Source organism: Flavobacterium sp. 1 (genome assembly GCF_002797935.1).
Classification (GTDB): domain Bacteria; phylum Bacteroidota; class Bacteroidia; order Flavobacteriales; family Flavobacteriaceae; genus Flavobacterium.
Genome location: NZ_PGER01000001.1, coordinates 3,064,859 through 3,090,018, shown reverse-complemented (window position 1 = coordinate 3,090,018; position 25,160 = coordinate 3,064,859). Strand labels below are relative to the sequence as shown.

The 25,160-nt window shown below is 35.2% G+C and carries 21 protein-coding genes and 1 pseudogene; 6 read left to right on the top strand and 16 right to left on the bottom strand.

Going from position 1 to position 25,160, the window contains the following annotated elements; all coding sequences use genetic code 11:
• Positions 1-75 precede the first annotated feature (75 nt).
• Complete coding sequence (locus CLU83_RS12365) at positions 76-639, bottom strand: hypothetical protein (protein WP_100431894.1); 564 nt, start codon at positions 637-639, stop codon at positions 76-78.
• Between the two features lie 74 nt (positions 640-713).
• Here CLU83_RS12365 and der point away from each other — a divergent pair, with 74 nt between their 5' ends.
• From der to CLU83_RS12350, 3 genes are all read left to right on the top strand, one after another.
• Positions 714-2,024 (top strand): ribosome biogenesis GTPase Der, encoded by a 1,311-nt coding sequence (gene der, locus CLU83_RS12360; protein ID WP_100431893.1) that lies wholly within the window; start codon positions 714-716, stop codon positions 2,022-2,024.
• 170 nt (positions 2,025-2,194) lie between these two features.
• On the top strand, positions 2,195-4,984 hold the full coding sequence (locus CLU83_RS12355) for an outer membrane beta-barrel protein (RefSeq protein ID WP_100431892.1): 2,790 nt from the start codon (positions 2,195-2,197) through the stop codon (positions 4,982-4,984).
• A gap of 118 nt (positions 4,985-5,102) precedes the next feature.
• On the top strand, positions 5,103-5,633 hold the full coding sequence (locus CLU83_RS12350; protein WP_100431891.1) for a Spy/CpxP family protein refolding chaperone: 531 nt from the start codon (positions 5,103-5,105) through the stop codon (positions 5,631-5,633).
• A 687-nt stretch (positions 5,634-6,320) separates the two neighbouring features.
• Here CLU83_RS12350 and CLU83_RS12340 read toward each other — a convergent pair.
• From CLU83_RS12340 to CLU83_RS12275, 15 genes and pseudogenes are all read right to left on the bottom strand, one after another.
• Positions 6,321-7,496, bottom strand: a complete 1,176-nt coding sequence (locus tag CLU83_RS12340) for a chromate transporter (protein ID WP_100431889.1) — start codon at positions 7,494-7,496, stop codon at positions 6,321-6,323.
• Positions 7,497-7,564: 68 nt separating this feature from the next.
• Complete coding sequence (locus CLU83_RS12335; RefSeq protein ID WP_100431888.1) at positions 7,565-8,320, bottom strand: DUF2490 domain-containing protein; 756 nt, start codon at positions 8,318-8,320, stop codon at positions 7,565-7,567.
• A gap of 67 nt (positions 8,321-8,387) precedes the next feature.
• Positions 8,388-9,149, bottom strand: a complete 762-nt coding sequence (gene pstB / locus CLU83_RS12330; RefSeq protein ID WP_100431887.1) for a phosphate ABC transporter ATP-binding protein PstB — start codon at positions 9,147-9,149, stop codon at positions 8,388-8,390.
• Entirely contained in the window at positions 9,146-9,985 is an 840-nt protein-coding gene (pstA, locus tag CLU83_RS12325) for a phosphate ABC transporter permease PstA (protein ID WP_100431886.1), read from the bottom strand. The genes pstB and pstA overlap by 4 nt, the downstream gene beginning before the upstream one ends.
• Before the next feature lie 11 nt (positions 9,986-9,996).
• Positions 9,997-10,890 carry a phosphate ABC transporter permease subunit PstC gene (gene pstC, locus CLU83_RS12320; RefSeq protein ID WP_100431885.1) on the bottom strand — a complete coding sequence of 298 codons (894 nt, stop codon included), beginning with the start codon at positions 10,888-10,890 and terminating at the stop codon, positions 9,997-9,999.
• A gap of 84 nt (positions 10,891-10,974) precedes the next feature.
• Positions 10,975-11,922 (bottom strand): PstS family phosphate ABC transporter substrate-binding protein, encoded by a 948-nt coding sequence (locus CLU83_RS12315; protein WP_100431884.1) that lies wholly within the window; start codon positions 11,920-11,922, stop codon positions 10,975-10,977.
• 86 nt (positions 11,923-12,008) lie between these two features.
• Entirely contained in the window at positions 12,009-14,579 is a 2,571-nt protein-coding gene (locus CLU83_RS12310; protein WP_100431883.1) for a TonB-dependent receptor, read from the bottom strand.
• Positions 14,580-14,832: 253 nt separating this feature from the next.
• Positions 14,833-15,246: an Rrf2 family transcriptional regulator gene (locus CLU83_RS12305; RefSeq protein ID WP_100431882.1), complete on the bottom strand. Its 414-nt coding sequence runs from the start codon at positions 15,244-15,246 to the stop codon at positions 14,833-14,835.
• A gap of 148 nt (positions 15,247-15,394) precedes the next feature.
• Positions 15,395-15,529, bottom strand: a complete 135-nt coding sequence (locus tag CLU83_RS22680) for a hypothetical protein (RefSeq protein ID WP_255410969.1) — start codon at positions 15,527-15,529, stop codon at positions 15,395-15,397.
• A gap of 47 nt (positions 15,530-15,576) precedes the next feature.
• The gene (locus CLU83_RS12300; RefSeq protein ID WP_100431881.1) at positions 15,577-16,353 is read right to left on the bottom strand and encodes a tetratricopeptide repeat protein; all 777 of its coding nucleotides are present in this window, start codon (positions 16,351-16,353) and stop codon (positions 15,577-15,579) included.
• Positions 16,354-16,644: 291 nt separating this feature from the next.
• A pseudogene (locus CLU83_RS22730) lies at positions 16,645-17,474 on the bottom strand (YgcG family protein).
• Between the two features lie 3 nt (positions 17,475-17,477).
• Positions 17,478-17,915 (bottom strand): TPM domain-containing protein, encoded by a 438-nt coding sequence (locus tag CLU83_RS12290; protein ID WP_100431880.1) that lies wholly within the window; start codon positions 17,913-17,915, stop codon positions 17,478-17,480.
• Positions 17,916-18,013: 98 nt separating this feature from the next.
• Positions 18,014-18,595 carry a LemA family protein gene (locus CLU83_RS12285; protein ID WP_100431879.1) on the bottom strand — a complete coding sequence of 194 codons (582 nt, stop codon included), beginning with the start codon at positions 18,593-18,595 and terminating at the stop codon, positions 18,014-18,016.
• 82 nt (positions 18,596-18,677) lie between these two features.
• The gene (locus tag CLU83_RS12280) at positions 18,678-19,013 is read right to left on the bottom strand and encodes a MerR family transcriptional regulator (protein ID WP_100431878.1); all 336 of its coding nucleotides are present in this window, start codon (positions 19,011-19,013) and stop codon (positions 18,678-18,680) included.
• Positions 19,014-19,090: 77 nt separating this feature from the next.
• Positions 19,091-20,068, bottom strand: coding sequence for a M23 family metallopeptidase (locus CLU83_RS12275; RefSeq protein WP_100431877.1), 978 nt, complete (start codon positions 20,066-20,068; stop codon positions 19,091-19,093).
• A gap of 344 nt (positions 20,069-20,412) precedes the next feature.
• On the opposite strand from CLU83_RS12275, the gene alaS reads away from it, so the two are divergent.
• From alaS to CLU83_RS12260, 3 genes are all read left to right on the top strand, one after another.
• Entirely contained in the window at positions 20,413-23,043 is a 2,631-nt protein-coding gene (gene alaS / locus CLU83_RS12270) for an alanine--tRNA ligase (RefSeq protein ID WP_100431876.1), read from the top strand.
• A gap of 179 nt (positions 23,044-23,222) precedes the next feature.
• Positions 23,223-23,981 carry a hypothetical protein gene (locus tag CLU83_RS12265; RefSeq protein WP_100431875.1) on the top strand — a complete coding sequence of 253 codons (759 nt, stop codon included), beginning with the start codon at positions 23,223-23,225 and terminating at the stop codon, positions 23,979-23,981.
• Between the two features lie 90 nt (positions 23,982-24,071).
• Positions 24,072-25,025: a GSCFA domain-containing protein gene (locus CLU83_RS12260; protein WP_100431874.1), complete on the top strand. Its 954-nt coding sequence runs from the start codon at positions 24,072-24,074 to the stop codon at positions 25,023-25,025.
• Positions 25,026-25,160: the final 135 nt, after the last annotated feature.

Genomic DNA, 25,160 nt, shown 5'->3' with positions numbered 1-25,160 from the left:
GGGAAATAAAAAATAGTACTATTAGTTTTAGACTATTAGCTAATGACCAATTACTAATCACTTGTCACTATATACTTAAGATTCTATGATTTCTAAAAACACCTTTTCGATATCGTTCATTTGTTTTTCGCCGTTGCTTCGGATTTGTTTGGCGATGACGTAGAGCAGAAACCAAGCAAAAACCATCATTGACATCACGACAAAATCGCCTGTTGTGGATTTTTTTAAAACATAGTCGGAGTAGGTGATACCGCAAAAAATGATAAACGTTCCTGCTATTATAAAATGAAGAAACATGAAAAAAGTCCATAAACCAGGATCGGGTCCAAATAAACCGCGAATGTGGGTTTGGTTTTCGCCTTTGGATTCCATTTCGAGATGCAGATGCGGTGACCAATAGGCTTTTTTTGGACCTTTGATGTTAATCCAAATGTGGTATTCTTTTATTTTTAAAATGTAATCTGGAGATTTTGTAGTGGTAAAATGGATGAATTTTTGACGCAGGGAATCGATGTTCAGATCGATTTCTTTGTAGAAGCGCAAGCGCAGACGAATCTCATTATTGGCATCCATAATTTTAGAAATGAATTGGTTAAGGGAACAAGCTGTGGCTAATATACCAAAAAAATTGATATTCATGCATTTAAACACTACCTTTGCAACCCGAAACTGGAAAGCAGTATTCGGGAGAAATAAATATTTGAATTTATATTATGAACAATATTGTTGCGATAGTAGGAAGACCTAATGTAGGGAAATCAACCCTTTTTAATAGGCTGATACAAAGAAGAGAAGCTATTGTAGATTCGGTTTCTGGGGTTACCAGAGATAGAAACTATGGTAAAAGCGAGTGGAACGGAAAAGAGTTTTCTGTGATTGATACGGGAGGATATATTCGTGGATCGGATGATGTTTTTGAAGGCGAAATCCGTAAACAAGTAGAATTAGCTATCGATGAAGCCGATGTTATTATATTTGTGGTAGATGTTGAGGAGGGAATTACTCCGATGGATGATGTTGTTGCCCGTTTGCTGCGTAAAGTGACTAAGCCTGTTTTATTGGCGGTAAACAAGGTGGACAATGCCATGCGTGAAAAAGACGCTCTTGAGTTTTATAACCTTGGTTTAGGTGAATATTTCACATTTGCAAGTATTTCAGGTAGTGGAACAGGGGATTTATTGGATGCATTGATTGATGCTTTTCCAGAAAAACCATTACCGGTTCAAGAAGAAGTGGTTTTGCCGCGTTTTGCAGTTGTAGGTCGTCCTAATGCAGGGAAGTCTAGTTTTATCAACGCATTGATTGGTAAAGAACGTTTTATGGTTACGGACATTGCGGGAACTACCCGTGATGCTATTGATACAAAATTCGACCGTTTTGGTTTCGAATTTAACTTGGTTGATACGGCGGGTATTCGTCGTAAAGCGAAAGTGAAAGAAGATTTAGAGTTTTACTCCGTAATGCGTTCGGTTCGTGCGATTGAGCATGCCGATATTTGTATTTTGGTGATCGATGCTACTCGCGGATTTGAAGGACAGGACCAAAGTATTTTTTGGTTGGCTGAAAAAAATAGAAAAGGAGTTGTTATCTTGGTAAACAAATGGGATTTGGTTGAAAAAGACACCATGTCAACCCGTGATTACGAAGAGAAAATCAAAAAGGAATTAATGCCATTTACAGATGTGCCTATTCTTTTTGTTTCGGCATTGACTAAACAGCGTTTGTTGAAAGCATTGGAAGCTACGGTTCAAGTTTATGAAAACAGACAACAACGTATACCGACTTCAAAATTCAACGAATTCATGTTGAAAGTGATTGAAGCCTATCCACCGCCAGCAACCAAAGGAAAATATGTAAAAATTAAATATTGTATGCAGTTGCCGACACCAACGCCTCAGTTTGTGTTTTTTGCTAATATGCCACAATATGTTAAGGAGCCTTACAAACGTTACCTTGAAAATAAAATTAGAGAAAACTGGGACTTCTCAGGAGTGCCAATAGATATTTATATTAGAGAGAAATAAAATTAAAATCCCGAGCAATCGGGATTTTTTTTGCTTTTATGCGCGTATTAATGCCTTGTTTCTTGATGTTTATTTCTCAAATAAAAGATTTGTTAAATAAATGTTTAAATCACAATTAAACCTTTTGTAAAGTTCGAAGTCTTAGTCATATTGTATAATATAAAAGCACTATGTCTAAAATTTACGCTTCTTTACTGTTTGTACTATTCTTTTTTGCCGCTAATGCTCAAAACAATATTGTTATCAAAGGAACAGTCTATGATATTAATACTCAAAAGCCACTAGAGTCGGCTATGGTTTATTTTTCTAATGTCAAAGATTCTACAGTTATCGATTATACAACTACTGATAAAAATGGAGTTTTTAAAATCAACACTAAAAAATACGATAAATCTGTTTTCTTAAAGATAAATTTTATGGGCTATCAGACATATACTGAGGAGCAGAATAAACTTTTGGAAAATAAGGATTTTGGGAAATTATACTTATCGCAAAACGAAACTGCATTAAAAGAGGTTGTTATAAAAAATGATGCACCGCCCATTCGTGTAAAAAAAGATACTTTAGAGTTTAATGCGGCTTCTTATAAAGTGCGTCCCGATGCTACTGTAGAAGTTTTATTGAAGCAATTGCCAGGAGTTGAGGTAGATACTGATGGGAAGGTTACCGCAAACGGAAAAGAAGTGACTCAGTTTTTAGTTAATGGAAAATCTTTTTTTGGGAAAGATGGCACTATATTGCTAAAAAACATGCCAGCCGACATGATTAATAAAGTTCAGGTTTCTGATTTTAAAACTAAAAAAGAAGAGCTTTCTAAACAAGAAGCCAGTTCAGATGATGCCAGTATCAATTTTACTATCGATGAAAAGAAAAATAAGGGATATTTTGGAAAAGTAATGGGGGGATATGGTTCCGATGACCGTTATGAAAATAGTTTTATATTGAACTATTTTAATAATAAACAAAAAATAAGTGCGCTGGGTTCAGCCAATAATATCAATTCGACTGGTTTTGCCATGGACGAAGTATTTGATAATATGGGTGGCGGTAGAAATAGCAAACAAGCAACTAGATCTACAGCATCAGGAAAAGGGATTACAACAACTAATATGGTTAGTTTTAATTATTCTGATGAGTGGGCGAAAGTTTTTAACACAACGGCAGGTTATGATTTTAAGAATACGATTAATGAAAATCAATCTAAATCCAAGCAAACCGAATTTTTATCTTCTACGAGTACTAATTTTACCGATTCGAATTCAAAAACGAGAAATGAAAGCACAGAAAATAAGGCAAATTTTGAGTTTGAATATAAAATAGATCCAACAACGAGACTTGTTGTTACGCCAAACATCAGTAAATCCCGTACCAATAGTAACTCAGAATCTTCTAGTGTTGCTACGGATCAAGATGGGATATCTTTAAATGAAAGTAACGGGACTTCATATAAAGAAAATTCATCTACTAATTTTGGGAATACTATAAACTTTAATAAAGCTTTTGAAAGAAAAGCCCGTAACCTGAGTTTTGTTTTCAGTAATAATAATTCCAATAGTGATTCGGATGCAATAAATGAGTCTATAACTGTTTTTAAACAAGGCAGCAGGCCGAATGACGAACGGCATCAAAATGGAAAAAGCAATAATAACGCTGACTCTTATTCAACCGAAATTGAATTTACAGAACCTATAACTGACTCATTGCGAATTCGTTTTGGTACAGAACTGGAATGGGATAGTGAGGTAAATGATGCTAAAACCTATGATTATGATAATGCTACTCAATCCTATTCTATCTTAAATAATCAGCAAACGAATTACATCACCTCAAGACAAAATTCGATTACGCCAAAAGCGGGACTTACTTTCGAAAAAAACAATTTTACTTTTACTTTGAGTTCCAAAACTTCTATTGTTGACTATGATAATCATTCATTATATCTGAATAAAGGCACCGATTTGAATCAACAATATGTACTGCCTTATGGCAATGCACAAATTAGGTACAAGTTTGAAAAATCAAAATTCATTACTTTTAGATATAATTATTCAAGCAGCCTTCCTTCTGCAACTCAATTAATGCCTGTAGCGAATTTGGCAAATCCTTTGAATACAGTAGTAGGAAATCCAGAATTGAATTTAAACAAAGTTAATAGTGTAAATATTAATTATAGAAATTTTGATGTGCGTACTCGTTCTGGGTATAACTTGTTTGCAACTGGGAATTTTTTTGATAGTGCAGTGGTTGCTTCTTCTATTTATGATGTGATCTCTGGAAAGAGAACAACTACCTATCAAAACGTTACTGGAACCTATAGTACTAGTGTTGGAGGAAACTGGGGACAAAGTATAAAAAGAGATGCTCATGTTATACGATATGGTTTGCGTCTGAATGGCAGCTATTCTTTGGATAAAAAATACACCAATAGTGTTTTATACAGTGCAAAATCATTAGGGATTTCACCTGGTGTTTATCTTTCCTATGATTATGGTGAGCTGCTTACTGTGACGCCTTCTTATGGTCTGTCTTATAGCGAATCAACATACAGTAATTCGTCAATAAAAGCCAGCTCAAATGTGGTGCATAGAATAAACATACAAACTACTAATTATTGGCCTAAAAACTGGATTTTCGGAAATGATTTTGGATATAATTACAATTCGAATATTTCAGGTGATTTCAAAAAAGATTTTTATTTATGGAATACCAGTTTGTCTTATGGATTTTTTCAAAAGAAAATGACTTTAAAAGTAAAAGTCTATGATGTTTTAAATCAAAACCAAAGTGCAGCCAGAACAATATCTGCAACAACAATTCGTGATGAAGAAAATACGGTTTTAAAAAGATATGCAATGTTTTCCTTAACGTATAAAATTGGAAGTTTCGGCGGACCAAGAGAAAGACGTTCTCCAGGTGGTAATAGCGGTGGTTTCAGAAGAGATAGAGATAATATGGATTAATTTTATGATATCGCTTATTGTATCTAAATCAGTTTTTTGGCAAAAACTTAAGGAATTATTGATTAAACCTTTTAAAAACAAAATAGTCCTATAGTTTTAATCTTAAAAACAAATAAATATGAAATCACCGATTCACGAATGCTCAAAAAGCAATTTTAAAATTGTGAGTAAAAAATTAATCTTAGCGGTATTGTTAGTTATTAATGCTTCTTCTTTTGCCCAAGAGCAAACTAAGCCAGAGGAAAAATCTGGTAAGCCAAAAAGAGAAAAGCAAACTCCAGAACAAAGAAGCCAAGCTCAGTTAGATAAACTTACGACTGAATTAACCCTAAATCCTCAACAGCAGGAGCAAATAAAACCGATTCTCGCAGAGCAAAATGCTAAACAGGAAGCCTTAAGAGCAGAACGAATGGGAAATAATCCGAGAGAGATGTCTGCCGAAGAAAGAGACGCTTTTAGAGCGAAAAGACAAGAAGATAGAAAAGCAACAAATGATAAATTAAAAGCAATTTTAACTCCGGAGCAGTTTAAAAAAATGAAAGACCTCGAAAAAGCCAATATGGAAAAAATGAGAGAGTCTAGAGGAAATTGGGGGAACAGAGATAATGGTGGCACTGGAGATAATGGAGGAAATAGAGAGGAAAACTAATTCTAATCATACTAGTTTAGGCAAAAAAAGTCCCAAGCATAATCTTATGTTTGGGACTTTTCTTTGTCTAATGTGCTTTGAAATGTGTTTGATTGCTCCGAAAAACATTTTTTAGAATGATTTTCATCTTAACGCTTAATTTTTTTTTGGGGTTTTGTGTTCCTCTTCATAAAAAGCGGTGAAAACCATAAAGAGAGCCGCACCCAAACCTAAAAGATACATTGACATTATGACTGGAAGAAACAGAAATAGATTTGCTTGATATATCGCTGTAAAAACCATGACATAGATTGTGGAAAACCACACCAATTTGACGGGGAAATTTTTCATAACTTTCTATTTACTATAAAGTTACATATTGTTTGTGCAAAATTTAGTTAATTCATAATTAATGAATTCTTAAAATTTAAATAATTTGACAAAACTAATTTAAGATTACTTTTTTTATAAAAATGGTATGTTTTGTAAACTTTGAAGTGTATATCGTGAAGTTATAATAGGAAAAACAGTAATTAAAATTGGCATCATGAAAAGTGTTTTTTTTGTATGATGCATAATGCAAAAAGTATTAGTTTTTTAATGGATTTAAATTTTGAAAAGTGGCGTAACTCAAGATTGCACCGCATATCCTTCGTTTATCCAATATTCTAAAACTCTCTGACATTTTGAGTTTTGCTTTTATGTGAATTATAACAGTTTGAGTAAAACTCCTAAAACCGCTGCAATAACAATAATATGAGGTTCCTGTAGTTTTTTCGAATAAATTAATACTAAAGCAGTACCTATAGCAATCATTGCTGTGGGAATATCAATAATAGTCCGCAAGGCAATTACGATTACAGCACCGACCAAAGCTCCAATTACACCTGCAGTTATTCCATCCACAAACGCTTTGATACTTTTGTTCTGGGAAATCTTTTTGAAATAAGGAGCAGGAATAACAGTAAATAAATAGCAGGGAAGAAAAACTCCTAGCGCAGCCACAGTTGCTCCAGTAAATCCAGCTACTAAATAACCAATGAAACCTACAGTAATTACTACAGGACCAGGAGTAATCATGGCTACAGCTACAGCATCTACAAATTGATTTTCGGTTAGCCAATGGTGTTCATTGACAACTCCTGTATGTAAAAAGGGTACAATGGCTAGACCGCTTCCAAAAACAAAAGCCCCGGCTTTGATAAAAAACCAAGCAAGATCTCCTAATTTTCCAAGGTCAATAGTTGTGAAACTAGCCGTAGTAAGTAAAAAGAAGGAAGCTGTTTTAGGGCGTTTGATCCATTCTGGCGGTGCTTTTACAATCATATAAATGAAACCTAAAGCAACAAACAGTAACAATTCTTCTTGTTGTGTTACAGCAGTAAGAATGGTCGCTGAGATGTAAAATATCCAAAGTAACCAATTGCTTTTTATGGCTGGAATTTCAAATTTACTGATCGATTTGGCAGTAAGTTTATAGGAACTCAAAGCAATTATGCCAATAACGGCGGCACTTATTCCATAAAAAATAGCTTGCATCCATGGCAGGCCACCATAAGCCTGATAGGCAATACCTAACGAAATGACCATTAAAAAGGAAGGAAGTACAAATGCTAAACCTGATAATGTGGCTCCTAAAATACCAAAGTGTACAAATCCAATATAAATTCCTAACTGTGCGGCTAAAGGACCAGGTGCTAATTGAGACAACGCCAATCCTTCTTTAAAATCGGAATCGTTAATCCATTTTTTGTTCTCAACTAAATCGCGGTGCATATAACCAACTAATGCTACAGGACCGCCAAAGCCTATTGTGCCAAGTTTGAGAAAATATTTTACTAAATCAAGTAATGTATAATTTTCCTTTTCTGTATTTATATTCATTTTGTTTCTAGTTAAAAAATGATGCTTTTTTTCATAAAAGAAACTAATAAAAAACGGAACAGGTCAGCTTAATTAGACAGCTCTTTGTGTTTTTCTTTTAGTTTTATTTTATGAAAAAAGGTAAACCTGATAATATCTCTGTCAAAATAATCAATACCGTTCGCACGTTGCTGGAAACTGTTTAAGTAGCCCAATTCTAATGCAATATTTTTATTGATACCGTATTGTAAAGCGGCGTAAATTCTGTTTTGGTCAAAAGTGTTATAAACAATTTTTTCACCTGCGTTAATCATCAATTCATCATAAACGATAGCTTTCAGGTATTGTTTTTCCTTTTTCCAACAGGAATATTCCCCTTGAAGGCGGTATCTGAATCTCCAATAGAAAGTTGTTCCCGAAAGTAACTCCTCTTTATTAGCGTTGTGTATAAATCGTTCCTCTGCCTGAAACCGATGATTTAAGGTGAAACTTCCAAATTCCTGTTTACAAGAGATATCCTGTTGTATCCTGTATTCCGGCGTCCTAAAATCATTAGTATTTTCAGGAACTTGGGTGGCTACAGAAAAATATGAAACTCCGGCACCCAAGTCAATTTTTTCATTGATTTTATATCGTCCGTGCATTCGTATCAGAAATAAATTTTCCTCAGAAGGACTTATAAAAACCCGATTGTCAAATTCAGTATGTATAGACCATTTGCTGTTTAAGGTCAATTGGTTGTAATAGCGTGTCCAAAGTAAACTTTGATGATCTATATTTTTTTCTGTTTGAGCTTTGGAAACAAAGCACACTAGCAAAAGACATAAGATTCTGATGGTTTTCATAAGGCAGTTTAAATTTTCGGCAAATGTACATAAACTCTATAACTTATATAGAATTTATTTTTTATCGCTAAACCAAAAAGCCTTTTACATAATCTTGCGTCAGTTTTTCTTTTGGGTTCAAAAGCACTTCTTCGGTAGGACCAAATTCTATGATTTCTCCCATGTAAACAAAACCAATATAATCGGAGACTCTTCGAGCTTGACGCAAAATGTGTGTAACCAAAACAATCGTGTATTTATCTTTTAATTCCATAAATAATTCCTCAATGGCTTGAGTCGAAATAGGATCCAGTGCCGATGTAGGTTCGTCTCCCAAGATGATTTCCGGTTCAATTGCCAGCCCTCTCGCTAAGCACAATCGTTGTTGCTGCCCAATCGATAGTCGGGTAGCAGGCGATTTCAATCGGTCTTTTACTTCGTCCCAAAGGTTCACGCCGCGAAGGTATTTTTCGACTATTTCGTCCAACTCTTTTTTGCGGTTATTTCCGTGAATGCGTTGTCCGTAAGCAATATTGTCATAAATATTCATTGGTAAAGGGAAAGGTCTTTGCGAAAGCAGACCCATTTTTTTTCGGATATGTGTGACTTCAACTTTTGGATCGTAAATGTTTTCGCCATCTACCAAAACTTTACCGTCCACGCGAACATCGTTTTGACGGTCTAGTAATCGGTTCATAGTTTTAAGCAGGGTTGTTTTTCCGCAGCCCGACGGACCAATTAATGAGGTCACTTTCTTGTCGGGAATGTCAAGATTGATGTTCTTTAGAATATGGTTTTCACCAATGTGAACATTTAAATTTTGGATACTTATGTGTGGCTGAATGATCATATTTTGTTTTTTGAAAGATTTTTGCTGGCTATTTTTGCCACAATGTTGATGACTAAAACGATAATAGTAAGGATAACTGCAGCGGCGTAAGCTCTATTTTGAACTTCTTTAATTGGACTGCTCAATTGAAAAAATATGGACAGAGGCAAAGTAGCTGCAGGCTGGTCGAATGAAGTCGGGATGCTGTCGGTAAAGCCTGCTGTAAACAGCACGCATGCAGCATCGCCAATAGCTCTTCCAAAAGACAGCAGTATGGCAGTCACAATTCCCGGAATGGATTGCCTCAATATGATTTTTGCAGATTCATATCGGGTGCCTCCCAACGCAAAAACAGCATTAGACATATCTTCGGGAACTACACGAACCACTTCGTCAATGGCTCTAACCAGTATTGGGATTATCATTAAGGTTACTGTAATGATTCCTGCCAGTAACGAAGTTTTTAGTCCCATATAAACCATAATGGCAAATCCAAATGCGCCATACACAATCGATGGAATTCCAAACAGAATGTCATAACTTAATCTCGTAACGGTAGCCAATGTGGCATTTCTTTTGGCATAAACGTTTATGTAAATCACAATTGGAAGACTGATTAGCAATCCCAATAATGTAGAGCCTATAGTGATGTAAATTGAACCCACTATTGCGTTCAAAATCCCGCCGCCTTTTCCAATGTAGAAACCGCCTTCGGGAATTTTGGAAACCATATCCCAGCTCAAAGATCCAATTCCTTTTGAAAAAATGGTGTACACTATCATAAACAGTGTACTGCTGATGATAACAGTGCTCAGTATCATCAAAACTTTGAATATATTTTCTTCTGTTTTTCTCATTTTGATTGTGTTTATGTGTTTCTTTTTTCGATTCGATACAAAATAATTCTCGACAGCGCATTGAACAAAAAGATGATGACGAATAGGAGCAGAGCGGCAAACATCAATGCTGAATCATACATAGGAATAGACATCATCTCTCCATAATTATTAGCAATAAGTGCCGGTAACGGATAAGCTGAATCGAATAAACTATGAGGTACTTGTGCCAAGTTACCGCAAACCATCAATACAGCAATGGTTTCTCCAAACGCTCTGGAAATGGCAAGCACAACAGCGGCTACAATTCCGTCAAATGACTTTCTAAGAACAACCTTTTTAGTTGTTTGCCATTGTGTAGCTCCCAGTGATAAAGAGGCATTCCGTAAATCCTGCGGAACATTGTCAAAAACTTCAATCACAATGCTTATGATAAGAGGAAAAATCATGATTGCCAAAACGATTCCTCCAGCCAGTACAGAATAACCTGTTGTGAATTCAATAAAATGCGGTGCTATTCGGTCTTGTATTAAAGGAATAATTACCAATACTCCCCAAACTCCATAAAGCACAGGCGGAATTCCGGATAATAATTCAATTAAAGGCAAAACCAGTTTTCGTACTCGTATGTGGGCATATTCCGAAAGATATATAGCGGTTAACATTGATAATGGTAATGCAATTATAATGGCAATTGCAGTTACCCAAAGCGTACCGACAATAAAAGGATAAAACCCGAAGGCTTTTTTGAAAGGTTTCCATTCTGAGGAAAATAATAAATTATAAAGTGAAGTACTGTTTAAAATGGGTAATGATTTGTAGAACAATCCAAAACCAATCAATATCACTGTCGAAATCGACAGGATAGTCAACGCGAGGAATGTTTTACTGATCAGGCGGTCTTTGAGTAATCTTATGTTTTTCATAATTGTAATAAACCACCCCAGCAGAACTGTAACTCCTCATAGTCTCAGTTTCTGCATAGGGTGGATGTTTTATTTGGAAGAATGTTATTTTACTTTCCCTATTTCTTTCGTCAGTTTTTCTTTCGAAAGTTTAATATATCCAGCTTCCGTAACAAATTTTTGACCATCTGTAAGAATGTATTTTATGAAAGCTTTTACAGCAGCATTCTTTGGTTTTCCAGAAGTTACAAAATACAGATCTCGAGCTGGAGGCGATGGATATTTACCAGAAACAATAGCAGCAATCAACTGGTCAATGTCATTGTAAAAGTTTTCATCGGCATCTAATTTTCCGTTATTGTTTAAATCAATTGGAACAGGAACTATCCCATTGGTAGGTTTGTTGGTTTTGGTATCATATATGTAAACGATATTATTAAAACCTAATCCTGAAGGATCTCTTTGTACGGCTTGAGCCAGTCCTGGGTCGCCAAACACAGCAACTCCTTGTAAATCTTCCTGTTTTTTACCAAAATAGCTGGCCCAAGTTTCGGCAGCTCCAGCGGCATCGGATCTTGTATAAACATGTATTGGTGCCACACTTTTGAAACCAAGGGTATTCCATGTTTTGTATTTCCCAGTAATGAAAATGTTATTGAACGCTTCTTTTTTTACACCCTTTTTATATAAAACGGCTTTATAAGGACTCGTTGCGCTTATGGTTGGAATTACAGCATCTTTGGTAACGGCAATTGCATAAGCACCTTTTTTGTTCTCAGCAGCATTAAGCTCTCTGGATACCAGTCCAATATCGGTTACTTTGGACAAAACATCTGTAATTCCTTTTCCGGCACCTCCAGCTTGAATGTCTATTTTTACATTTGGATGTGCTTTTTTGAATTCTTCTGCCCATTTTACTGTAATAGGGTATAAGGCAAATGCTCCTGAGATGCTTATATTTCCTGATAAATCTTGAGCCGAAATTTTATTGGGAACTATGTTTGCTATTAATAAAGCAATTATGAGTGCGAATGTCTTTCTGTATGCTTTCATTTTGTCTTTTTTATGGGATGAATTTATTCTTACAGTAAAAAGTTAGCATATAATAAGATGCGCTAATTTTTTTCTTTTTTTTAAATTTAAAGAGCGTAACGAAGTGTAATTCCGTATGTTCTTTGGTCTCCTATTACACCAGCATATTGTCCGGCATTTCCACCAGCAGGCAATAATTGCTCATAATAATCTTTGTCTAAAAGGTTACGTCCCCAAAAATGAACAGATAATCCTTCGGAAGCGCGGAATCCTAAACGGCCATTAAAAATTGCATAGCCAGGAACTACTAAATAAGTAGAAGCTGATGGGCTTGATGAGAATTCTGAGCGAGCATAACCATCTAGAGCTATAAAGAATTTACCTATATTAGCAAAGAATTTTGCGTCTTTTGTATATTCACCGCCTAAACTTCCGGCCCATTTTGAAACTCCGGGTAAATCAGAACCTGATACATCTTTAAATGATACTGCAGATCCAGTTTCTTCAAGAGGAAGAGGAGCATTTGTAAATTTAACATGCTTACCGTCGCTATAAGTTGCGGCTCCGTAGAAGTTGAAATGTTTGTTAAGAATAAAACTGGCATCTAGTTCCACACCTTGTACACGCACTTCATCAGCATTAGCAAGATAACCTCGGTTAACGCCCAATTCAGCAGCCTGAACATTGGTTTGGAAATCTTTAATATCTGTATTAAAGTATGTTAAGTTCAAAATAGAATTTGCAATTGGAGAAGTTTTTACCCCAAATTCATAATGAGTAACATCTTCTGGCTTAACTGTTGCAAGATCACCTAAAGTTTGTCCCGCAGGCGGAGTAGGAAGTCCTGCAACATTCACTCCAATAGGTTTGTAGCTTTTTGCAAAAGTTCCATAAGCATTGATTTTATCTGATGCTTTGTATGATACAGTTATATTTCCAGAGAAGTCAGTATCATCATTATTTGATGAGAAGTTTTGATCTGTATAAACTTTCTTTTTCAACGCTATTAATGCAGGATCAGTAGTTTGAAGACCTCCGTATGTTTTACGGTCATAATCTGCATCTTTCTTGTCGTAGTTGTATCTTAAACCTGGTAATACATGCAGTTTATCTGTTACAGCCCAGTCTAATTGACCGAATACCGCCGCACTAGTTGAATGTATTTGAGCATTGGTTTTTATTCCATATCCTTCAAAAAGACCTGGGGTTTTCCATAATGCAGTATTTGCTGGAGTAAATGAGTCTTGGGAAAATCTCCATTGTGCGTTACCGGATTCCTCTGTGCCTTTTGTTTTTGATGTCTGATCAATATAAAACACTCCAGCAACACCGCTTATTTTAGATGTAATCTGACCTGCGTAACGTACCTCTTGGGTAAATTGAGTTTGTCTGGAAGGATTTTGCGATTTAGCAAGTACCTGCAATCCTGTAAAATCTCTGTCATTTGACGGATCCCAAGTCCAGAATCTCCATGCAGTTGTTGAGGTTAATGTTCCTTTTCCAATTTTCGTGTCCACATTAAGTGATCCTCCGCCCAAATCCTGTCCCGAACGCCATGGGGTGTCATGGTCAATTTTACGATCGAAAGCATTTAAGCTTGGAAGTTGGTAGTTTAAATCAGCAATAATTGCGTTAAATTGACGTTGTGGAACTCTATTTGTTGGAGCAACACCAGCAACTACTTGTGCATATCCATCATTATGCTGTGTTGTGATATCTCCTGCTAGCGTAATGTTTGTGTTTTCTGTTGGAGTAAAAAGCAATTGACCTCTAATACCTTGATTGTTTAGAGTGTTTGTTGGCTTTCCTGTTCTAGTATTATCGATAATACCATCACGTTGAGTACCCGATAATGACAATCTACCAGCAACTTTTTTACTTAAAGCTCCAGTAACAGAAGCCTTAGCCTGAAGATATGCATAGTTACCGTAACTCACTTCGAAGTCTGCACCAGAGGTGAAGCTTGGTTTGCGGGAAGTTATGTTAAAAGCACCTGAAGTTGTGTTTTTACCAAACAAAGTTCCTTGAGGTCCGCGTAATACTTCAATTCTTTCTACATCGATAAAATCTAGAGTGGTTGCTGCAGGACGGGCATAATATACACCGTCAACATAAAAACCAACACCTGGATCGATACCGTCATTGGTTAGACCGAATGGTGATCCAAGACCTCGAATGTTAATCCCTGTATTTCTTGGGTTTGAAGAATAAAGCTGTACAGATGGTACCAATTCTTTTATGCGGTTCACATTGAAAGCTCCTGTTTGTTCAGCTTGTTTACCAGTAACTACAGATACTGCGATAGGAATATCTTGTGCTTTTTCTATACGGCGTCTGGAAGAAACAACTACTTCAATTAAAACATTTTCATTCTCAGGAATTAAACTTATTTCTAAGGGTGCATCCGTTGGCTGGTTGATTTTTATTTCTGTTGTAGTATAGCCTACGTATTGTATTAATAGGGTAAAAGGAAGTTTCTCGTGAGTGTCAATGCTAAATTTTCCATTAGCATCTGAAATAGCGTTGTGCTTAGTGCCTTTTATGATGATATTAGTACCTGGCAATGGATTTTTTTGATTGTCAGTAACGATTCCTGTTATTTGGCTTTGAGCCCATGAAGCTGAAAAAACGAAAAATAACAGTAAACTTGAAATTGATTTTATGAATATAGTTCTCATTATTATGTATGTTATATGTAATTGGTAGAATTTAAATTAAATTTTTTTTATAATCTAGCACATGCACATACAACACATTTTGATACTGTTATTTTCTAAAGTTTGAAAATTTAGTGTTTTGCCGCTTTTCCTGACAGCTTTGTTTTTGGATTGATTCGTTCGCATTTTATTAAATTTTGATTTAGTCACATGTTAAACTTGACGCAAAAATATATAAATTCTATCAATTTAGTGTAATTTTAAAAATATTTTTTTATTTTTTTACTAATGAGGCTATTGTGATGCCTTGCATGGCTTTCAAAGTTTCGTCCCGAATCGTCATTAATCCGTGTCGCAGGTGGCATTCAGCTTCATCTGCACAATCTGAACAGCGCTCATAAAAATTTAATGATGCACAAGGTAATAATGCAATTGCACCATCAAAAAGACGGTGAATATCGGCCAAAGTGATCGTTTCTTTGTCTTTTAAAAGGTAATAACCGCCATATTTTCCTTGTTTGCTCCCTACAAAATGACCTCTTTTTAAATCCAAAAGAATCTGCTCCAAAAACTTTTTTGGAATATTGGCTCCTTCTGCAATTTCAATAGTTCTTGAAATATGGTTTTCATCCTGTTGTGCTAAATAAAGAAGTGCTTTAAGAGCATATTTGGTTTTATGTGAAAGCATTCTGGATAATTTTTAGAATGGATATAAAATTCGATAAATTCTTTTTGGAAAGAAATTTAAAAGTCAAATATAGACTTTTTTTTAATTTTTTTGATATAATTTTTTCAAAGAAGCTAACACAGTACTGAATAGTAATGCTCAATAGTTTTTAAGGAGCTTTATCCAGCTGTCCACTATATCTTTTTCTTTTTAAAGGAAAAAGAAAAAGGATGCCGTTTCCATCTGGGCTAGGGGATTGTCTTTCATAAGAAAGATTGGTTTTTTCTAAGTTCGATTGTAGCATTTTTGCTTTTAGGACTATTAGAATACTCTATCCTTTATTGTGCTGTGTTATTTTTTACAATATTTGACTGATAATTCTATTGAAGGTTCATAGTGAAGGCTAACTGCTTTTTTTAAGTCAGAGCAATAATCTCTTTTGATTTTAAAATTAATAAAGTAGATTGCTCTATTGTAATATCCTTCTGGATCTTCTGGGGTCAAATTTACTACTTGGTCAAAATCGCTCGTAGCATTCATATTAAGTATAGCTTTTGAAATTGCTCTATTTTGATAGGCTTCAACGAATTTGGGGTTAATTTCGATTACTTTGTCGAAATCTTGAATGGCTTCTTTGTGTAAGTTTAATTTCCTTTTTAGAATTCCTCTGTTTTCATAGGCTTGCAGATATTTGACATTAAGAGAAATGCTTTTGGAATAGTCGTCAATTGCCCCTTTAGAATCATTAATCATTGACTTTGAATAGGCTCTGTTAAAGTAGGCTTTTTGTAAATTATTATTTAGAGCGATACATTTTGTATAGTTATCTATCGCTTGTTTGTAATCTTTTAATTTAATGCTTGTGTTGCCTTTGCTGTAATAAAATTTATAATTATTCGGGTTTAATGCTATTGCCTTGTCATAATCAGATATAGCCTTTGAATAATTTTTAATTTGATAATAATAATAGCCTCTAAGATAGTAGTTATCAGCACTTGGCTCTTTAAGGATTAGAGAATCTATATCTTCGATTTCTTTGGGGATTTCTTTTTCGTCAATATTGGATAGGTCTTGCGAATAAACCGAAAAGTAAGAACAAAAGAGAAATAAAAAAAGGCAGGCTTTCATGTGTGATAATTTTTGTTAATTTATTGGTTTCAAATTTAATTCAAAATTATGTTTTTTGGTGTGTTTTTCTTTTGTGTTCTAAAAAAGATGGAATATTTTGTAAATTCTCATAAATTAATCAGGCTAATTTACTTGCCAGTTCGCTATTTTTCGTGTGTTAAATTTGAGTATTTGTTACATAAATGAATAAAAATCTGCGGCTAATCTGTTTAATTCTTGTTATCAGTGTTACCAATTTTGAGGGGTAAAAAAAGAGAGTCCTTGCCGAACTCTCTTTGTGTTTTGTGTATTTTACCAACTTCCGCTCGAGCCACCGCCAGAGAATCCGCCTCCGCCAAAACCACCGCCGAAGCCTCCGCCACCGCCTCCAAAGCCTCCTCCAGATGAGCCACCGAAACCGCCGCCACCTCCGATGCCTCTTCCAAGACTGCTTAGAAGGATAACATCCATTAGGCTGGGACCGCCACCGCCACGGTTTCCTGAATTACCGCCTCCTTTGTTTTTGGACAGTAATATCAAAACGATGATAACAATAACAATGATTGGAAAAATAGGGAAACTTCCTCCACTTTTGGTGTGTTTGCGTTCTCCTTTGTATTTACCCTTAAAAACATCAAAAAGAGCATCTGTTCCTTTGTCTAAACCTTGGTAATAACTGCCCCTTTAAACTCTGGGATAATAATATTTCTGATAATTTCTCCGCCAATTCCGGCTGTTAACCGGTCTTCAAGACCGTAACCAGGATTGATGGCAATTTTTCTTTCATTTTTAGCTAAAAGGATAATGACACCATTATCATTTTTTTCAGTGCCGCCAATTCCCCATTTTTGCCCCCAATTAGTTGCTAATAGGCTAACATCTTCATTTTTGAGACTTTCGATAGTGATTACGACAATTTGAGTCGTAGTAGAATCGGAGTATTTGATGAGTTTTTCCTCGAGCTGTGTTTTTTCCTGCGCGCTTAAAACATTTGCATAATCATAAACCGAAGTTTGAAAACTGGGTTTTTCTGGAATAGTGAATTGTGAAAAGATACAATTGCTTGAAAAAAGCACAATTAGCAAGAAGATAGATTGTAAAATTCCTTTGGAATTTGAGTTTTTCTTTGTTGGAATTTTCATTGGTTATCCTTTTGATATTTCGTTTGATAATTCGTTGGTGTCGCCTTCCTGCCATGGGAAATGTTCTTTGAGTTTTTCTCCGGCTTTCAAAATACCATCTATTAATCCTTGTTTAAAATTCCCTTGTTTGAATTGAGCAATCATGACATCACGGGTACTGTCCCAAAAAGTATTGGTGACAATATCATTGATGCCTTTGTCTCCGCAAATCACAAAGGTTTTGTCCTCGACAGCCAAATAAATTAAAACTCCATTTTGTAATTGAGTTTCATCCATTCTTAACTCGTGAAAAACTTCCATGGCGCGATCATAGGCATCCAGCGAAGCTGTTTTTTCTATATGAACTCTAATTTCGCCCGAAGTGTTTTTTTCGGCTATGCGAATAGCTTCAACAATTTCCTGTTCATCTTCTTTGCTTAAAAAATCTTCTACTTTTGACATTTGGATTGATGATTTTTGAATGAAGATTAACGATTTTTGATTGCAGAATAAAACATTCTAAAATCAGAAATCGTTAATCAAATATTTTAAATCTTTTATTAGAATTTTACTTCGACAGGCTTATCTGCACCTTCAACAGATTTGAAAAAAGGCTTTTCTTTGTAATTTCCTAAGAAAAAGCTTTGTGGCATTGCCAGAATGTAACCATTGTAAATTTCAACAGATTCATTAAAACGGGTTCTGGCAGTCAAGATTTGGTTTTCTGTACTGGCCAATTCGTCTTGTAATTTCAAGAAATTAGAATTAGCTTTTAGTTCTGGGTATCTTTCTACGCTAACTAATAATCTTGATAAAGAAGACGATACTCCAGATTGTGCCTGTTGAAACTGAGTTAATTGCTCAGCTGATATGTTTGTTGGGTCAACGGTAACAGAAGTAGCTTTAGCTCTGGCTTCAATAACAGCTGTCAAAGTGCTTTTTTCAAAATCAGCAGCTCCTTTTACAGTATTTACTAAGTTCCCGATAAGGTCATTTCTTCTTTGGTAGGCAGCATCAACATTACCCCATTCCTTACCAACCGCTTGACTGTGGCGTAATGCAGTGTTTTTTAATCCCATTACCCAAAAAGCTATTATTACTATTACTCCGATTCCGATAATCCATGGCAAAAATCTTCTCATGTCTGTTTAATTTAAGTGTTTAATGTTTAAAAGTTTAATTGTTTCTTTTTTTATTTTAATTGATTATTGACATTTTAAATTGTCATTGCAATTCATTTTTAATGCTAATCAGCTGCATTTTTATAGATTCTAATTTACTGATAATTTCAAATTTGTCCATGGTTTTCTTTTGGCCTTCCTTTAAATGGATTTTGGCGCCTTCTAAAGTGAATCCTCTTTCTTTGACTAAATGATAAATAAGCTGTAGATTTTTAATGTCTTCAGGAGTGAACATTCGGTTTCCTTTTGCATTTTTCTTTGGTTTCAGAATGTCAAATTCACTGTCCCAAAAACGGATCAGGGAAGCGTTTACGTCAAATGCTTTGGCAACTTCGCCTATGCTGTAGTATCTTTTATCTGGTGATAATTCTATGTGCATTTTTTTATTTTGAATAATTTTTTTAAAATGTCTTCTACTTCTAGATTTCTTTCAGATTGTGACTGAAAACTGCCAATCTAATCCAAAGACTGATTCTCTTGGTTAGCTATTTTCGAAATAGCTACGTATTCTACCGAAGAAATATTGCCGTAATAAAAATTAAGAGGATTGACTACTCTTCCGTTTTTATGTACTTCGTAATGCAAGTGTGGCGCTTCGGAACGTCCTGTACTGCCCACATATCCTATTACATCTCCTCGTTTTACTGATTTCCCGGGACGGCAGTTGTATTTGCTTAAATGACCATAAAGCGTTTCGTAACCGTAACCGTGTCTTATTACAATGTGATTGCCAAAGCCTGAAGCAGTATTGTCAGCTCTTGCCACGATTCCATCACCTGTGGCGTAGATTGGTGTTCCCGATTTTGCCGTAAAATCCATTCCTTCGTGCATTTTTCTAGCTTTGGTAAATGGGTCTGTTCGATAGCCGAAACCGGAAGCCATTCGTTTTAAATTCTCATTTTTTACAGGCTGTATCGCCGGAATTGCCGAAAGCAGTTTGCCCTTTGCTTTGGCCAATTTTACAATCTCATCCAATGATTTGGATTGAATTGCGAGTTCTTTGCTCAATGCGTCCACTCTTTCGGTGGTGCTGGTTACCAATTTTGAATTGTCATAGCCCTGCATGGCGGCATAACGATTTATTTTGGAATAGCCGGCTTTTCGTTCTTCTTCCGGAATGGCAGCCGTGTTGAAATAAACGCGGTATAAATTATTGTCTCTATCTTCAAGATCTTCAATTACATCATCTACCTGATCCATTTTTTTGTTTAAAATGGCGTAATTTAATTTTAAATTTTCAATTTCTCTTGCCTGCAAACGGTCTTTTGGCGTATCAAAATAGGGAGTATTCAATAATATTATAAAGGTCAAAAATCCAAACAGTGCCGAGGATAATAAAAACAGCATTGCGTAGCCAAGTTTTCGCCGCTTTCTGATTTTTATTTTCCTATATGCCAGATTTACGGAATCGTAATAATATTTTACTTTCGCCATATTTTAAAATACCCTATTTTTGCAAATTAGTTATAGGGTTAGTCGAACAAATTTAATAAATGTTTCAGATGTTCGGCTCTTTTTTTAAATAATAAATATAATGTGCCTATTCCAGCTATCCGTTGCAAGTTCTCGTTTAGAAAACTTTTTTTTCTAATGAGCTGGCAGGAGCTTCCTCTGGTCGCTCTGCCTTCTCAAGAAAAAATAAGTTTCTAAATCTCGAAGCTTTCCACTGCTATCTGGGGCAGAACAGATTGAAGGATTATAAGATTTAAAAATTTAAAAATTTTATTTCTGCAGATTAATCTTTTCATCTTTAAATTTTTAAATCTTTAAATTTTACAATGAAATCACAAGACGTACGCAAGCAATTCCTAGATTTTTTCGAGAGCAAAGGACATTTAATTGTTCCTTCGGCTCCAATAGTTCTTAAAGATGATCCAACCTTGATGTTTAACAACTCGGGAATGGCGCAGTTTAAAGAATATTTTTTAGGCCTGGGAACTCCAAAAAGCAACAGAATTGCCGACACACAAAAATGTCTTCGTGTTTCAGGAAAACATAATGACTTAGAAGAAGTAGGAATTGACACCTACCATCACACGATGTTTGAGATGCTGGGAAACTGGTCATTTGGCGATTATTTTAAGAAAGAGGCGATTCACTGGGCTTGGGAACTGTTGACGGAAGTGTATAAAATTCCAAAAGACATTCTGTATGTTTCCGTTTTTGAGGGAAACCCAGAGGAGAATGTGCCTTTTGACCAAGAGGCTTGGGATATTTGGAAAACATTAATCGATGAGGACCGAATTATTCTTGGGAACAAAAAAGATAATTTCTGGGAAATGGGCGACCAAGGACCTTGTGGCCCTTGTTCTGAAATTCACGTTGATATTCGTCCTGCTGAAGAGAAAGCTTTGGTTTCAGGTAAATCTTTAGTGAATAACGATCACCCGCATGTTGTGGAGATTTGGAACAATGTATTTATGGAATTCAATCGTAAAGCCGATGGTTCTTTAGAGAAATTGCCAGCTCAGCACGTGGATACAGGAATGGGATTTGAGCGTCTTTGCATGGTTTTGCAAGGAGTTCAGTCAAATTATGACACCGATGTTTTTACGCCGCTGATCAGAGAAATCGAAACGATTACGGGAACTAAATATACAATCAAAGCAAAAGACGAAGCTGAGGAAAAAATAAATATTGCAATTCGTGTAATTGCAGATCACGTGCGTGCGGTAGCTTTTGCTATTGCCGACGGTCAGTTGCCATCAAACACGGGAGCTGGTTATGTAATCCGCAGGATTTTGCGTCGTGCGATACGTTACGGTTTTACTTTCCTAGATACCAAAGAGCCTTTTATCTATAAATTGGTAGAAGTCTTGAGTACGCAAATGAGCGGTTCTTTCCCGGAAATTCGTTCGCAAAAAGCGTTGTGCTCGAATGTGATTCGGGAAGAGGAAAGTTCTTTCTTGAGAACTTTGGATCAGGGATTAGTGTTGTTGGATGCTGTGATTAATACAAATTCAGGTACTGTAATCGATGGTAAAAAAGCATTTGAATTGTATGATACTTATGGTTTTCCAATCGATTTAACGGCTTTGATATTGTCTGAAAAAGGATTGGAATTGGACGAAAAAGGGTTTCAGGAACAATTGCAATTACAGAAAGAACGTTCCCGTGCGGCTTCTAAAGTTACGGCTGGAGACTGGAATGTTTTGGTTGAAGATGATGTTCAGGAATTTGTGGGTTATGACCGATTGAAACACAACGTTAGAATCACGAAATACCGTAGAGTGGACAGTGTAAAGGATGGTGAAATTTATCAGTTGGTTTTCAATTCGACGCCTTTTTACGGTGAAAGTGGTGGACAAACGGGAGATAAGGGATATTTGGAAGCTCAAAACGGAGATATTATTTATATTATTGACACCAAAAAAGAAAACAACCAAACGATACATCTTGCTAAATCATTGCCAGATAATTTAACGGATAGTTTTACGGCTGTTGTGGATGGAGTCCAAAGAGCAAAAACATCTTCAAACCATACGGCAACGCACTTGCTCCACCAAGGGTTGCGTAAAATATTGGGAACTCATATCGAACAAAAAGGTTCGATGGTGCGTTCTGCTTCTTTGCGTTTTGACTTTTCTCATTTTTCTAAAGTAACAGATGATGAAATTAAAGAAGTGGAAGATTTTGTGAATGCTAGAATTCGTGAGAGCTTGCCTTTGATAGAAAAAAGAGCGATTCCAAAAAACCAGGCTGTTGAAGAAGGTGCAATGGCTTTGTTTGGAGAGAAATATGGTGATTTGGTTCGTATGATTAAATTTGGTGACTCGGTAGAGTTATGCGGTGGTACACACGTTCCAAATACGAGTGATATTTGGCATTTCAAAATTACGTCTGAAGGAGCTGTTGCTGCAGGAATTAGACGTATCGAAGCGATTACAAGTGATGCGGCTAAAGACTTTTTTGAATCACAATTGCTCTCTTTTTATGAGATTAGAGAAGTATTGAAAAACGCTGTTGATCCTGTAAAAGCGATTCAAACGCTTCAAGATGAAAATACTTCTTTGAAAAAACAATTGGAAGTTTTATTGAAAGATAAAGCCAAAAATATGAAAGGCGAATTGGCTCAAGAATTACAAGAGATAAACAAAATTCAGTTTCTTGCCAAGCAGGTTGATTTGAGTCCGGAAGGAGCCAAAGATTTGGCTTATGAATTAGGAACATTAGGAACAAATATATTCTTGGTTTTGGCAACTGCCGATGCAGGAAAACCAATGTTGTCTTGTTACATCTCCAAAGAATTGGTTGCCGACAGAAAACTAAACGCAGGACAAGTGGTTCGCGAATTAGGGAAATACATCCAAGGTGGAGGAGGAGGACAGCCTTTTTTCGCTACCGCAGGAGGAAAAAATGCAGATGGGATTGCTGAGGCTTTGGCTAAGGCGGTTGAGTTTGTGAAATAGTTTAGTCATTATAAGTAATCTATTTGTTTTTAGTAAATAGGTTGTTAATTATATCCCAAGTGAGTTGGTCATTAACTCGCTTGGGATTTTTTTTGTTAAAATAAATTCAAAATATTTTGGCTTGATAGTCATGATTTCTTATATATTTGCGGATATATTAATACGTAATTTATTAAAAAATGAAAAAAATTTCATGTCTTTTTAGTGCTTTGATTTTAGTGCTAATTTCATCTTGTTCAAGTGATGATTCATCTTCGGATTCAGACAATAATTTTGTGTTACCTAAAACAATAACTATGACTTATCCTGATTTTCCATCATATAATAGGAGAGAGGTAATAACTTATGATGGAAATAAAATTTTAACGTCAGTAGATGAATATTCAAAAACTGTTTTTACTTATGATGGAAGTCTTATAATTAAGCAAGTGGAATTTGATATAGATTATAAAGGAAATGAGGTTAAATATGCTGAGATCTCTTATACTTATGAGAATGGAAAACTAAAAACAAGAATATTAAAAAAGGGGTTTTCCACTGAATATCCAAACGGGCAGTTTATTTATAAAACAGTTTATACGCATGTTTCAGATAATGAGGTTACTTATGTTTTTTATTCGGTAGATGCTAAAACAAATATAGAAGTAAAAGAGCATCAAGGGATTTTAAATTACAAAGATGGAAATCTCGTTAAAGAAGACGAGTCCGTTTATGAGTATGATGATAAAAATGCTCCATTCAAAAATATTTTAGGTTATAACTTATTGTTATATGAGGTTGGTATTGGAAATAATAATATAACTAGTGCTAGCAGTTCATTAAATCCATTTGGTTATATCCGTAATTACATTTATGGTGATAATGGGTATCCTACAAAAATGACATCCTATAGAAGTGATGGAAAAACAATAGAATATATAACTGAATACACTTATTAATTGTTAGTTTCATTTTAGTATGAGCCGGATGTTCAAGCATCTGGTTTTTTTATTGCTAAAAAATGTCGAAATTTACACGAAATAGTAAAGATGCAATTCACTACTCCAATACCCATTCCTAAAAACTCATACCCAATAGACTACAATTCTAAAATAGTCTCTTTGGGTTCCTGCTTTGTTGAAAACATGGGAGACAAATTCCAGTATTTTAAATTTCAAAATGAAACAAATCCATTCGGAATTATCTTCAATCCGGTTTCAATCGAAAGAATTATTGATCGAGTGGTTAATGATGCTTTATTCACTGAACAAGATGTTTTTTTTCATAATGAGCGCTGGCATTGTTTTGAGGTACATTCGGATTTAAGTCATTCAAGTTCAGAGGAATTATTGGTAAATCTGAATAAAATTTTGGTGGAAACCAAAAAACAATTACAGAAAGCAACTCACGTCATTATTACTTACGGAACATCTTGGGTGTATCGTAATATCAAAAAAGATTCTATTGTAGCTAATTGTCACAAAGTACCCCAAAAGCAGTTTGATAAAGAATTACTATCTGTTTCAATTATCCAAGAAAATATTGAAAACACCATTAATTTGATTCAATCGATAAATCCAAATTGTAAATTCATTTTTACCGTTTCGCCGGTACGCCATCTCAAGGATGGTTTTGTCGAAAATCAAAGGAGTAAATCTCATTTAATTACGGCAATCCATAATCTGCTATCTGAAAACTGCAATCTGCAGTCTGAATACTTTCCTTCCTACGAAATCATGATGGATGAACTTCGTGATTATCGTTTTTATGCCGAAGACATGTTACATCCAAATCAAACAGCTATTGATTATATCTGGGAACGTTTCAGCGAAAGCTGTATTGATGAAAATAGTTTTCAGACAATGAAAGAGGTTTTAGAAATTCAAAAAGGGCTAAACCATCGAAGTTTTAATCCTGATTCTGAACAGCATCTTAAATTCGTATCAAACCTGAATCAGAAGATTAATTTTATAAAAAAAAAATTCCCTCATATACAGTTTTAAAACCTATTTTTTTTCAAATATAAAAGAAAGAAAAAAATTACGGTTCAGTAAGATTTTAGAACAAATATGCATAATTATGTAAATTGTTGGGGTGTATTTTTTACAATTTTGTAAATTGTATTGCTAAGGCAATTA

Bases quoted from the DNA above. Each gene is read 5' to 3' on its own strand.
- CLU83_RS12365 (WP_100431894.1), bottom strand. From the start codon at position 639: ATGAATATCAATTTTTTTGGTATATTAGCCACAGCTTGTTCCCTTAAC.
- der (WP_100431893.1), top strand. From the start codon at position 714: ATGAACAATATTGTTGCGATAGTAGGAAGACCTAATGTAGGGAAATCA.
- CLU83_RS12355 (WP_100431892.1), top strand. From the start codon at position 2,195: ATGTCTAAAATTTACGCTTCTTTACTGTTTGTACTATTCTTTTTTGCC.
- CLU83_RS12350 (WP_100431891.1), top strand. From the start codon at position 5,103: ATGAAATCACCGATTCACGAATGCTCAAAAAGCAATTTTAAAATTGTG.
- CLU83_RS12340 (WP_100431889.1), bottom strand. From the start codon at position 7,496: ATGAATATAAATACAGAAAAGGAAAATTATACATTACTTGATTTAGTA.
- CLU83_RS12335 (WP_100431888.1), bottom strand. From the start codon at position 8,320: ATGAAAACCATCAGAATCTTATGTCTTTTGCTAGTGTGCTTTGTTTCC.
- pstB (WP_100431887.1), bottom strand. From the start codon at position 9,149: ATGATCATTCAGCCACACATAAGTATCCAAAATTTAAATGTTCACATT.
- pstA (WP_100431886.1), bottom strand. From the start codon at position 9,985: ATGAGAAAAACAGAAGAAAATATATTCAAAGTTTTGATGATACTGAGC.
- pstC (WP_100431885.1), bottom strand. From the start codon at position 10,890: ATGAAAAACATAAGATTACTCAAAGACCGCCTGATCAGTAAAACATTC.
- CLU83_RS12315 (WP_100431884.1), bottom strand. From the start codon at position 11,922: ATGAAAGCATACAGAAAGACATTCGCACTCATAATTGCTTTATTAATA.
- CLU83_RS12310 (WP_100431883.1), bottom strand. From the start codon at position 14,579: ATGAGAACTATATTCATAAAATCAATTTCAAGTTTACTGTTATTTTTC.
- CLU83_RS12305 (WP_100431882.1), bottom strand. From the start codon at position 15,246: ATGCTTTCACATAAAACCAAATATGCTCTTAAAGCACTTCTTTATTTA.
- CLU83_RS22680 (WP_255410969.1), bottom strand. From the start codon at position 15,529: ATGCTACAATCGAACTTAGAAAAAACCAATCTTTCTTATGAAAGACAA.
- CLU83_RS12300 (WP_100431881.1), bottom strand. From the start codon at position 16,353: ATGAAAGCCTGCCTTTTTTTATTTCTCTTTTGTTCTTACTTTTCGGTT.
- CLU83_RS12290 (WP_100431880.1), bottom strand. From the start codon at position 17,915: ATGTCAAAAGTAGAAGATTTTTTAAGCAAAGAAGATGAACAGGAAATT.
- CLU83_RS12285 (WP_100431879.1), bottom strand. From the start codon at position 18,595: ATGAGAAGATTTTTGCCATGGATTATCGGAATCGGAGTAATAGTAATA.
- CLU83_RS12280 (WP_100431878.1), bottom strand. From the start codon at position 19,013: ATGCACATAGAATTATCACCAGATAAAAGATACTACAGCATAGGCGAA.
- CLU83_RS12275 (WP_100431877.1), bottom strand. From the start codon at position 20,068: ATGGCGAAAGTAAAATATTATTACGATTCCGTAAATCTGGCATATAGG.
- alaS (WP_100431876.1), top strand. From the start codon at position 20,413: ATGAAATCACAAGACGTACGCAAGCAATTCCTAGATTTTTTCGAGAGC.
- CLU83_RS12265 (WP_100431875.1), top strand. From the start codon at position 23,223: ATGAAAAAAATTTCATGTCTTTTTAGTGCTTTGATTTTAGTGCTAATT.
- CLU83_RS12260 (WP_100431874.1), top strand. From the start codon at position 24,072: ATGCAATTCACTACTCCAATACCCATTCCTAAAAACTCATACCCAATA.